The sequence below is a fragment of the Rubellimicrobium sp. CFH 75288 genome, from assembly GCF_009904055.1.
Lineage (GTDB): Bacteria > Pseudomonadota > Alphaproteobacteria > Rhodobacterales > Rhodobacteraceae > Rubellimicrobium.
In genome coordinates this window covers 1-11,275 of sequence record NZ_WYDP01000035.1, presented here as the reverse complement: position 1 = coordinate 11,275, position 11,275 = coordinate 1, and the positions used below count along the sequence as shown (strand labels likewise).

Genomic DNA, 11,275 nt, shown 5'->3' with positions numbered 1-11,275 from the left:
GCCGTGGACCGCGGGGGTCGTGTGGACTTCTCTCGGCCGATCCGGCGGCTCACCGAGGCCGAGGCGCTGGACCTGCTGCGGCCGACACCCGCGCCGCAGCCGTCTGTCCCGCAGCCTGCGCCCGACGCACCTGCCAGCTGGCTCGCCCGGCTGGCCGACCTCTTCACCACCCTGATCCGGAGGGCCTGATCCCATGCGCTACATCCGTCCGACGTCTCTCACCTGGTGGGCAGGGCTGCTCGCCTTTGCCACGGGTGCCGCCTCGCTTGCGCTGCCCGCCACCGGTCCGCTGGCTGATCTCGCCCGCCTTGTCGCGACGCTGGCAGGCTCCGGCGACGGATCGCCTGCCGCGCTGATTGCCCTCGGACTCGGCCTGATCGGGCTGCGCGACCGGATCGAACGCGGGTTCCGCGGCGATGACTGAGTTTCTCGCAGGCATGGTCGTGGGCGGGGCCGTCGGCGTCTTCGTCGTCGCCCTTTGCGCGGCAGCGGCGCGGGGAGACCGGCCATGAAGTCCCTCCCGCCCGCGCTGCAGGCGCATCTCGACGAAGGCACAACGACACTGGCCTGGTGCTGGCGCATCACGCGGGCCGATGGCGTGACCTTCGGTTTCACCGACCATGACAGGAAACTGTCGTTCGACGGCACCGAGTTCGAGCCGGAAAGCGGGCTGACGGCATCAGAAGTGCGATCCGGCTCCGACCTGTCGGTCGATGCGCAGGACGCGCAAGGCGTGCTGTCGTCGGACCGGATCACCGAGACCGACATCCTCGACGGCCGTTGGGACAATGCGGCGGTCGAGGTCTGGCGGGCGAACTGGTCGAACCCGTCACAGCGCGTGCTCCTGCGGCGCGGGGCCATCGGCCAGATTCGGCGTGGGCGGCTGGCTTTCGTCGCCGAGGTGCGGTCGCTGGCCCATGTCCTCGGTCAGACGGTCGGGCGAACGTTCCAGGCGAGTTGCGACGCCGCGCTGGGCGACACGCGCTGCGGCGTGGACCTCGAGGCCCCGGCCTTCAAGGGGACCGGCGCGGTGATCGATGTGCTGCGCGACCGGGCCTTCACCGCTTCCGGCCTCGCCAGCTTCGCGGCGGGCTGGTTCACCTTCGGGTTGGTGGAATGGTCGACCGGCGCGAATGCGGGGCGGCGGGTCGAGGTGCTGTCGCACGACCTCGTCGATGGCGTTGCCATCCTGACCCTGCTGGAAGCCCCGGTGCGCCCGATCACGGCGACGGATGCCTTCGTGGTCCGGGCGGGCTGCGACAAGCGGATCGCGACTTGTGGTGCGAAGTTCGCCAATGTCGCCAACTTCCGGGGGTTCCCTCACATCCCAGGGCAAGACGCGGTCCTGCGCTACGCCACCAAAGACGGTGGCCATGAAGGAGCTGTGTTGTGACGCACATTGCGGGTCAGGGTGAGGCGGACAAGCAGACAGTCCGGGGGACTGTCTGCCCGCCGAACGGACTGCGCTACGCCACCACGGACGGTGGCCACGAGGGGGCGGTGCTGTGACCCTGTCAGTTCCGACTGCCGATCCTGCCCGCGTCATCGTCGCCGCGCGATCCTGGCGTGGCACGCCCTACCACGATCAGGCCAGCCTGCGCGGGGTCGGCTGCGATTGTCTCGGCCTCGCGCGCGGCGTCTGGCGCGAGGTGGTAGGGCCGGAGCCATTTCCGATCCCGCCCTACAGCCGGGATTGGGGCGAGACCGGGCCGCGCGAGGTGCTGGCCGATGGGGCACGGGCGGTGATGCCGGAGATCGCACCCGCTGACGCCCCACCCGGCGCGCTGATCCTGTTCCGCATGATGCCGCGCGCCATCGCCAAGCATGTGGGCATCCTGACGGGCCCGGAAACCTTCCTTCACGCCTATGAGCGGCTGGGCGTGATCGAGGAACCGCTGACGCCCGCCTGGCGACGGCGCATCGCCTTTGCCTTCCTGTTCCCTGCACGCTGAGACCAACACATGGCCACGCTTGTCCTCGGCGCCGTCGGCTCTGCCATCGGCGGGGCCTTCGGCGGGTTCGCCGCCGCCCTCGGACCGGTGGCGGGCGCCGGCTCACTCCTCGGCTTTTCCGGGGCGGCCATCGGTGGCTTCATCGGCTCCACCATCGGCTCGGTGGTGGACAGCTGGATCGTGTCCTCGCTGGCGCCTGCGCAGAAGATCGAGGGTCAGCGCCTCGACAGCCTGCGGATAACCTCTGCCACCGAGGGGGCCATCATCCCGCGCCTCTACGGACGCATGCGCATCGGCGGCAACATCATCTGGGCCACGGATTTCCGCGAGAAGAAAAAGCGCCGGCGGCAGGGCGGCGGCAAGGGCGGAGGGGGCGGCAAGGTCCGGACCACCGAGTACCTGTACTATGCCAGCTTTGCGGTCGCCCTTTGCGAAGGCCCGATCACCGGCATCGGGCGCATCTGGGCCGACGGCAAGCCGCTCGACATGACCGGCATCACCTGGCGCTGGTACCCGGGGAGCGAGACCCAGACGCCGGACCTGTTCATCGCCGCGAAGATGGGGGCCGCCAACACCCCCGCCTATCGCGGCACCGCCTATGTCGTGTTCGAGGAGTTGCCTCTCTCGGATTTCGGGAACCGGATCCCGCAGCTCTCGTTCGAGGTCTTCCGCCCGCTGGCCGATCCCGACACCGCCGAGGGGCTGACCCGCGCGGTCACCATGATCCCGGCCTCGGGCGAGTTCACCTATGCCACGCAGGCGATCCGCAAGACCACGGGCGGCGCCTTCGGCGGCACGAGCGGCGGCACGACCACCGCCGAGAACCTGAACGCGCTCCCCGACACTGCGGACATCGTGGTGGCGCTCGACCGGCTGCAAGCCATGGCGCCTGCGGTCGAGAGCGTCAGCCTCGTCGTCGCCTGGTTCGGCACCGACCTGCGGGCGGGCAACTGCCAGGTGCGGCCGGGCGTCGAGGTGGCGGCCAAGGCCACGAGCCCCCGCGTCTGGTCGGTAAATGGCGTCGGCCGCGCCGCTGCGCATCTGGTCAGCCGCGACAGCGAGGAGCGGCCAGTCTATGGCGGTACGCCCGCCGACTTCGCGGTGGTGCAGGCGATCCAGGAGATGAAGGCGCGCGGGCTGCGCGTGACCTTCTATCCGTTCATCCTGATGGACGTCCCACCCGGCAACAGCCTGCCCAACCCGTATTCTGACAACGGTGCGCAGAGCGGCCAGCCGGTGTTTCCCTGGCGCGGGCGGATCACCTGCTCTCCCGCAGCAGGGTTCGCGGGCACGGTCGACAAGACCGCCACGGCGACAACGCAGGTCGCCAGCTTCTTCGGAAGCGCGACGCCGGCCAACTTCTCGGTCGCCGGCGAGGCCGTCAGCTGGACCGGCCCCGCGGGGGACTGGGGCCTGCGCCGCATGATCCTCCATTACGCCCATCTCTGCGCGGCCGCCGGGGGCGTCGATGCCTTCCTGATCGGCTCGGAGATGCGCGGGCTGACCACGATCCGCTCGGGCGCCAGCACCTATCCGGCCGTGCAGGCCTTCCGCGATCTCGCCACCGCCGTGCGCAGCATCCTCGGCCCCACGACGATGATCAGCTACGCCGCGGACTGGTCGGAGTATTTCGGCCACCAGCCGGGCGACGGCAGCGGCGACGTGTTCTTCCACCTCGATCCGCTCTGGGCGGACGCCAACACCGACTTCATCGGCATCGACAACTACATGCCACTGTCGGACTGGTGCGACGGGTTCGATCATGCCGACGCGCAGGCCGGCTGGCCCGCGATCCATGACCGGGGCTACCTGCAGGCCAACATCGCCGGTGGCGAGGGCTTCGACTGGTTCTATGCCTCGGAGGCCGATCGCTCGGCGCAGATCCGGACGCCGATTTCGGACGGCGCTGCAGGCAAACCATGGGTCTTCCGCTATAAGGATCTCCGCGCCTGGTGGTCCGAGCCCCACTTCAACCGCCCGGGCGGGATCGAGAGCGGGATGCCCACTGCGTGGGTGCCGCAATCGAAGCCCGTCTGGTTCACGGAACTCGGCTGTCCCGCCATCGACCGGGGCACGAACCAGCCCAACGTCTTCTTCGGCCCGAAGTCCTCCGAGAGTTTCACGCCCTACTTCTCCCGCGGCTGGCGCGACGACGCGATCCAGCGCGCCTATCTCGAGGCGACCTATCTCTGGTGGGGCACCCCGGCCAACAACCCGCTGTCCACCGTCTATGGCGGCCGGATGGTCCATGTCCCCGAATGCGCCGCCTGGACCTGGGACGCGCGGCCCTATCCGTTTTTCCCCGCGCTGACCGGCGTCTGGACCGATGGCCCCAACTGGCGGCTCGGGCACTGGCTGACCGGGCGGCTGGGGGCGGTGTCGCTCGCGGCCCTCGTCCGGCACCTCTGCCTGCGCGCCGGACTGCCCGCCCACCGCATCGACGTCTCCGGCCTCTGGGGGGCGGTCGAGGGATATGTGATCGGCGCGCTGGAAAGTCCCCGCGCCTCGATCACCACGCTGGCGCGGCATTTCGGGTTCGATGCCGTTGAAACGGGCGGCGTCATCCGCTTCGTCATGCGCGGCCGCGCCGCCGTGGCCGAGATCGGTGCCGACGATCTGGTCGCTACCCCGGACCCCCGCGCCGAGGGTCTGGAGCTGACCCGCGCGCAGGAGACCGAACTGCCGCAGGCGCTGAAGTGGCAGCTGGCGCGGGCCGACGAGGATTACGATGCCGCACAGGTCGAGGCGCAGCGGATCACCGTCTCGGCTAGCCGCATCGCCTCGGAAGCCTTCCCCATGGCCGTGGCGCCCGAGGAGGCCGAGCGCCGCTGCCGCCGCGCGCTGATGGAAGCCTGGATCGGCCGCGAGACCGCGAGCTTCCGCCTGCCGCCCTCGCGCCTGGCGCTCGACCCGGCCGACGTGATCCGGCTCCAGCATGACGAGCGCGGCCTCGACTTCCGGCTTCTGTCCACGGCCGATGCCGAGGCACGGGGGATCGAGGCCATCCGCCAGGACCGTGACGCCTACGACCTGCCGCCCGGCGATCCGCGCCCCGCGACGCTCGCGCGCCCGCTGGTGCTGGTGGCGCCGGACGTGGCCTTCCTCGACCTGCCGCAGCTGACCGAGGACCAGCCCGCGCATAGGCCCTTCCTTGCGGCCCATGCGCGGCCCTGGCCGGGGGAACTGGCGGTGTTCCGCAGCCCCGGCAGCGACGGGTTCGACCTCCTGACCACTGTGCCCGCCCGGGCGCGGATGGGGGTGCTGGCCTTCGACCTCTGGCCGGGCCCGGTCTCGCGCTTCGATCTCGGCAATGCCCTGACGCTCGATCTGTTCACCGGCTCGCTGGAGAGCGTCATCGACCTGACGCTGTTCGGCGGGGCCAATGCGCTGGCCGTCGAGAGTGCGCCCGGCGTCTGGGAGATCGTCCAGGCGGGCGCGGCCGAGCTGCTCGCGCCGGGCCGCTATCGTCTGACCCGCCTCCTGCGCGGTCAGCGCGGGACGGAAGGCGCGATGGGCAATCCGACCCCGGCCGGGGCGCGCGTCGTGGTTCTGGACAGCACCCTCGCGCCGCTGCCCATTGCGCTGGGCGATCTGGGGCTGCCGTGGAACTGGCGCGTGGGCCCGGCCACGCGGCCGCCCTCCGACGAAACCTATGTCGCGCAAGCCTTCACGCCCGCAGGTGCCGGGCTGCGCCCTTTCTCCCCGGTCCATGTCGAACAGCCTTGGCGGCAGGCGCGCATCCCCGGCGACCTCACCATCCGCTGGACCCGGCGTTCCCGGGCGCTCGAGGCCGATGCCTGGGAACAGGTCGAGGTGCCGGTGGGTGAAGACATCGAAAGCTACGAGGTCGAGGTGCGGGACGGGGCGGCCGTCAAGCGGGTGCTGACCAGCAGCACGACCTCGGTCCTCTACACCGCCGCCCAGCAGACGACCGACTGGGGCGCGCCGCTCGGCCCCGGCGACACGCTCGCCCTCCGCATCTTCCAGCTCTCCGCCCGCCTCGGGCGGGGCGCTCCAGCCAGCGTCACGCTCGTCTTCTGAAGGTCATCACCATGTCCGACACCACCACCCATCTCGGCCTGCCGTATCTGATGGCGGCGCAGGCGCAGAAGCACGTCACCCACAACGAGGCGCTGCGCCTGCTCGACGCCATGGTGCAGCTGGCGGTTCTGGACCGCACCCGCACCGCGCCGCCCGCGAGCCCCGCCGATGGCGACCGCCATCTTGTCGCCAGTGGCGCGACCGGCCTCTGGTCGGGCTGGGATCTGAACGTGGCCTTCCATGTCGACGGCGCGTGGATCCGGCTCGTTCCCCGCCCGGGCTGGCTGGTCTGGGTCGCCGACGAAGGCGCCTTCCTGGTCTGGTCGGGCTCGGGCTGGGCCAGCGTCGGCGAGCCGCGCGACGTGCCCGACAGCGTCTTCAGCCTCGTCAACGACGCGGACCCGACCAGGAAGGCCGTGTTCTCGCTGGCCTCGATCTCGACCGGCCAGACCCGGACCTACACGCTGCCCAACACCTCGAGCGAGCTTGCGATCCTCGCGGGCACGCAGACCTTCTCGGGCAACAAGACCTTCTTGGGCACCCTGACCGCCTCCGGGGGGACGGCGACCATTGGCACATCGACCGGCACCGCCACCTATGGCGTCGGGACCGGCGCCACCACGAACGGCACGACCAAGACCGTGAACCTCGGCACCGGCGGGGCCTCGGGGTCGAACACCGTGGTCAACATCGGCTCGGCCACCTCCGGCGCGGGCGGGACCACCGTGATCAACACGCCCACCGTGACCTTCGCCAACAGCGTCACACAGGTCGCCATGCCCCAGGCGAACCTGACGGCCCAGCAGTTGGGCCTCGGCTGGGCCACCGCCGACGCCTTCAACCGCTTCTCGATCAACACGCCCGCGATGCTGTTCAACCACGCCGGCAACGGGATCGAGGCGACCTTCAACAAGAACGCCCCCGGCGACGACGCGGCCTTCGCCTTCAAGACCGGCTTCTCGGCGCGGGCGCTGATCGGCCTCCTCGGCAACGACGACTTCGGCTTCAAGGTCAGCCCGGACGGCTCGGCCTACTTCGACGCCATCCGCATCGACCGCGCCAGCGGCCGGGTCGAACTTCCTGAGCCCATGGTCCTGCCCGGACGCGCCACACCGCCCGATCCGCCGCCCGCGGGCCGCATCCACCTCTATGCCCGCGACCGCGCGGGGTCGGCCTGGCTCGAGGTCATGCGGCCTTCGGGGCGGCTTTTCCCGCTCCAGCCGCATTTCGGGGTCAACCGCATTGCCACTTGGGCCCCCTCGACCAGCACGACCGTCAACGCCAATGGCATGCCCCGCACCGCAGTCGGCACCACAGCAACGCCCGCGCTCGCTTCCACCAATCTCTCCACCTCCATGCGCCGCTGGCGGATGACCAGTGCGGCCACCGCCGATGCCGTGGCAGAGGAACGCTCCGCCGGCTGGGTCTGCTGGCGCGGCAATGCCGAGGGCCTCGGCGGTTTCACCTATGTGAATCGACTGTCGCTCACGACGCTGCAGCCCACCGGCATGGGGTTCTTCGGGCTGATGGGGTCCACCGCCGCGCTGGCCACGACGCTGCTCCTGAGCGCGGTCGTCAACGCCATCGGCATCGGCTTCCAGCGCGGCACCCATGCCAACTGGCAGATCGTCCACAACTCCGGGTCCGGCGCGCCCACGCTGATCAATCTCGGCGCAAGCTTCCCAGTCGATGCCCCCACCAATGTCCTGACGCTGTTCCTCTACGCCGCCCCCAACGCCAGTTCGGTCTGGGTCCGCGTCGCCGAGGAAGTCTCCGGCGCCATCGCCGAGGTCGAGATCACCGCGAACCTCCCCGCCGCCACCCAGCTCCTGAGCCCCCGCAACTACATGAATACGGGCAGCACGGTGGCTGCAGTCGCTTACGACTGCTCCGGGGTGTACATTGAGACCGATTATTGAGGGTGGCCTTCAGGATGCCGCGATCGTGCCGATCCTGACGCGCGAACGACGCCGCGCCGCAGGACGATCACGGTTCCGAGCGCAAGAAACGCCCCGCAATAGGGCGGCGGCAGACCCGCAAGCCTGATCGCTCCTCCGCTTCCCGCCAGCAGCGCCAAGGTCAGCCGCAGATCGGCGACCAATATCGGAGGGGTCGTCGCCTGCTTGTGAGGTGGATCGGCATGGCCGTATTCCGTCCCGAAATTCCCTGGGTCCGGTCCTGCGATCCTCGACGGTTGCGCGCTTGCGCCACTTTGAGACGGTTCTGGGGTTGATGCCAAGCTCCCGGCTCAGCTGCGCCAGCGACGCTTGCGATGGCTGCATCGCAGCTCTGACGGCTTGCCCTCGCCAGCGGGCCCGAACCCGTGGCGCCCGGATGGCTCGATCATGGCGCTCCCGTGACGAACTTGTCCCATAGGGCGCCCTTCCATTCCTGCGAAAGGATCGCACCATCAGCCATGGGATCAAACACCCCCCTGCGCCTGGGCCCAACGGACGATATCCCCGGCCGACATCGCGCCGCTCGTGCGTGCGATCTCCCGTCCGGCCTTGAAGAGGATCATGGTCGGAATGCCGCGAATGTCGTAACGTCCGGCGACCGTCTGCTCGGCTTCGGTATCCAGCTTTCCGAGACGGACCTTCGGCTCGAGCGATCGGGCTGCGGTCTCGAACTGCGGTGCCATGATCTTGCACGGCCCGCACCAGGCAGCCCAGAAATCGACAAGGAGCGGCGTCTCGGCAGCGAGGTGGCGGTCGAAATTCGCCGATGTCAACGTCACCGGTCTGCCCTGGAAAAGGGCAACCCCGCATCGGCCGCATTTCGGATCCTCGGCCAGGCGCTCGGCGGGCACACGGTTGGTGGAGGCGCAATCCGGGCAGACAACGGTGGGCATGGTTCGGTCTCCTGTTCCGATGGGTTTCCTTGAATCGCGTGTGTCCGATCACCCGCGCCGCGCCTCGCGATTGCGTGGAGTCGGCAGGTATTCCACGCCGCCGCCCTGGCGCCGGACCGGCTGCGGGTAGAGGGTCATGAGTTCGAGCACTTCGTCAGGCATCTCGAGACTGACCGGCAGACCCATGTCGCGCGCCTCCTCGGCCGGGATCGGATAGTCGTGCGTCCAGGTCCCTGTGGCGAGCCGGGCGGCGAGCGACGCGGCCGCCGCCTCGTCCATCTTCCCGGCCAGAAGCCGGGTCGCCGCCGCCTCGACCTGGGCGATGGCCTTGCGGCCGATATCGGCGAGCACCAGCGTCTGGTCGTCGATCTCGGCGACGGGCTTTTCCTCGACGACCCTGAGGATCGAGGCGGCGGGCATGCCCCCGAGCTGCGGATCGATCGGGCCGAGCACCGAGTGTCGGCACATCACGATCTCGTCTGCGGCCAGGGCGATCAATGTGCCTCCCGACATGGCGTAATGGGGCACGAACACCGTCACCTTGCCCTTGTGACCCTGGATCGCCCGGGCGATCTGCGTCGCGGCCAGCACCAGACCGCCGGGCGTGTGCAGAACGATGTCGAGCGGCACATCGTCGTCGGTCATCTGGATCGCGCGCAGCACCTCCTCGCTGTCGTTGACGTCGATGTAGCGCATCAGCGGAAAGCCGAGCAGGCTCATCGTCTCCTGCCTATGGACCAGCAGGATGACGCGGCTGGCGCGCGCCCTCTCGATCTGGGCGATCTTGCGCATGCGCATCGCGTCCAGATAGCGCCGCTGCAGGACCGGCTGCAGCGCCGAGACGATGAAGAAGAGCCAGAGCAGATCCGTCAGCCCCATGGTCCGCGTCCTCCGCTGCGCCGGCCGTCCGGCAGGAACCCGTAGATGCCTTCGTCGCGATAATGGGGCCGATAGCGGCGACGGGAGCGGCGCACGAGCGGGGCGAGCAGCCAGCCCGCGGCGAAGCCGCCGATATGCGCCCACCAGGCGATCCCGCCCGCGTCGGCGTCCTGTCCCAACGACAGGAGGCCCGGGACTGCCTGCATGGCGAACCAGACGAGCGCGAAGACCGCCGCGCGCACTTCGACGAAGATGGGAATGATGACGATCGGGATCATGACCACCAGTCGGGCTGCGGGGAACATGCGGGCGTAGCAGCCGATGACACCGGCGATCGCGCCCGAGGCCCCGAGCGCCGGCACCACCGAATCCGGATTTGCGAAGGCGTGGGCAAGGCCTGCCGCCAGTCCGCAGACGAGGTAGAATGCAAGGAACCGCCCGGATCCCAGCCGGTCCTCAACTGCCGGGCCGAAGATCCACAGGGTCCACATGTTCAGGATGAGGTGAAGCCAACCGCCATGCAGGAACATGTTGGTCAGGAACACGACAGGATCGCCCGGTGCCACCGACCGCAGGTCTCCGAGGAAACGCGCGGGCACGAGCGCATAATGGAACAGGAACACCTCGAGGATCCGGGGCGGAAGCGAAACCTGGTGCAGGAAGGCGAGAACGCAGGCTGCAATCAACAGCCAGACCACCACCGGCGGGTAGCGGGTGGCCACGCTATCCTGATAGGGCAGCATGGTCCTGCTCCGCTGACCTTGGAGGGCGTGCACGGCCGAGGTGCTGCACCGGTCTGGTCGCCGCCAGACCAGAGCGGGCGATTGGTCCGGCCGGATGCGGCCTCATCGCACCCTCGGAACGGCTGTTGCGATCGTCGTCCCGATCCAGGCGGGAGGGTCGGAGGCGGGAAACGACCCTATCGACGCTTCCTCGACCGGGTCCACGCGCGCCGGACCCTCGCCCGGCCCGCAATCGGCCGCGACAACCGGGTGGCGCCGGGACATCGCGTGGGGATCGACCGTCGCTGGCGATGCTCCCGGGTAGGGCAGGCGCACGACCCCCGGCACATCGACGCCTCGGTAAAGGCGATGACGGCTGGTCCCTGCATGAACGGCACCGGAAGTCCGCCGGGGCCGGTCTTCCAGCACGACATAGCGCCAGTCGTTCGCCTCGGCATAGCGGATCGCACTTTCGGCGTCGGGGAAGGCGAGTCTGATCGTTCGAAAGGGATCGTCGCTCGACGTCCAGCCCATCAGCGGATCCAGTTTCGGGGCGCGCGTGGCCTCGAATTCAAGCACCCAGGACCGGGAGCGCGGCGCCGACTGCGTGACCGATCGCGCCGGTCGTCGGATGATCGCAAGCGGAACGTTCCATGACCGCTGGTCGGTTCCGGGGACCTTCGGCGGCACGGGAGGACGGTTAAGAACATCCATCGGAGTGCGATTCCTGCTGACACTGAGCAAGCCAGGTATTATCCGGTTTGAGTTCCACCCGAAACCGAATTAGTCTGCCCTTATCAGAATCTTGGGCGCGCCACCTCCAGTCAAAG

Annotated in this window: 10 protein-coding genes and 1 pseudogene; 6 read left to right on the top strand and 5 right to left on the bottom strand. The window is 69.3% G+C overall.

Annotated elements, in window-relative coordinates; genetic code table 11:
- The 6 genes and pseudogenes from GT358_RS16800 to GT358_RS16045 form a co-directional block, all read left to right on the top strand.
- A pseudogene (locus GT358_RS16800) lies at positions 1 to 189 on the top strand (hypothetical protein); the annotation flags it as partial.
- A 4-nt stretch (positions 190 to 193) separates the two neighbouring features.
- Positions 194 to 424, top strand: a complete 231-nt coding sequence (locus GT358_RS16065) for a hypothetical protein (RefSeq protein WP_166583652.1) — start codon at positions 194 to 196, stop codon at positions 422 to 424.
- An 84-nt stretch (positions 425 to 508) separates the two neighbouring features.
- Positions 509 to 1,393, top strand: a complete 885-nt coding sequence (locus GT358_RS16060) for a DUF2163 domain-containing protein (RefSeq protein ID WP_166583651.1) — start codon at positions 509 to 511, stop codon at positions 1,391 to 1,393.
- A 112-nt stretch (positions 1,394 to 1,505) separates the two neighbouring features.
- Positions 1,506 to 1,952, top strand: coding sequence for an NlpC/P60 family protein (locus GT358_RS16055; RefSeq protein ID WP_166583650.1), 447 nt, complete (start codon positions 1,506 to 1,508; stop codon positions 1,950 to 1,952).
- Positions 1,953 to 1,961: 9 nt separating this feature from the next.
- Positions 1,962 to 5,993: a glycoside hydrolase TIM-barrel-like domain-containing protein gene (locus GT358_RS16050; protein ID WP_166583649.1), complete on the top strand. Its 4,032-nt coding sequence runs from the start codon at positions 1,962 to 1,964 to the stop codon at positions 5,991 to 5,993.
- Between the two features lie 11 nt (positions 5,994 to 6,004).
- The gene (locus GT358_RS16045) at positions 6,005 to 7,912 is read left to right on the top strand and encodes a DUF2793 domain-containing protein (protein ID WP_166583648.1); all 1,908 of its coding nucleotides are present in this window, start codon (positions 6,005 to 6,007) and stop codon (positions 7,910 to 7,912) included.
- Between the two features lie 9 nt (positions 7,913 to 7,921).
- Here the strand turns inward: GT358_RS16045 and GT358_RS16795 are convergent, their stop codons facing one another.
- The 5 genes from GT358_RS16795 to GT358_RS16020 all read right to left on the bottom strand — a co-directional run bounded on the left by GT358_RS16795 (position 7,922) and on the right by GT358_RS16020 (position 11,159).
- Positions 7,922 to 8,275, bottom strand: a complete 354-nt coding sequence (locus GT358_RS16795; RefSeq protein WP_243730943.1) for a hypothetical protein — start codon at positions 8,273 to 8,275, stop codon at positions 7,922 to 7,924.
- Positions 8,276 to 8,415: 140 nt separating this feature from the next.
- Entirely contained in the window at positions 8,416 to 8,844 is a 429-nt protein-coding gene (gene trxC, locus GT358_RS16035; protein WP_166583647.1) for a thioredoxin TrxC, read from the bottom strand.
- Between the two features lie 48 nt (positions 8,845 to 8,892).
- A complete protein-coding gene (locus GT358_RS16030) occupies positions 8,893 to 9,723 on the bottom strand; it encodes an ATP-dependent Clp protease proteolytic subunit (protein ID WP_166583646.1) in 831 nt (276 codons plus the stop codon).
- A complete protein-coding gene (locus GT358_RS16025) occupies positions 9,714 to 10,466 on the bottom strand; it encodes a rhomboid family intramembrane serine protease (RefSeq protein ID WP_166583645.1) in 753 nt (250 codons plus the stop codon). The genes GT358_RS16030 and GT358_RS16025 overlap by 10 nt, the downstream gene beginning before the upstream one ends.
- A gap of 102 nt (positions 10,467 to 10,568) precedes the next feature.
- Positions 10,569 to 11,159 (bottom strand): NADH dehydrogenase ubiquinone Fe-S protein 4, encoded by a 591-nt coding sequence (locus tag GT358_RS16020; RefSeq protein WP_166583644.1) that lies wholly within the window; start codon positions 11,157 to 11,159, stop codon positions 10,569 to 10,571.
- Positions 11,160 to 11,275: the final 116 nt, after the last annotated feature.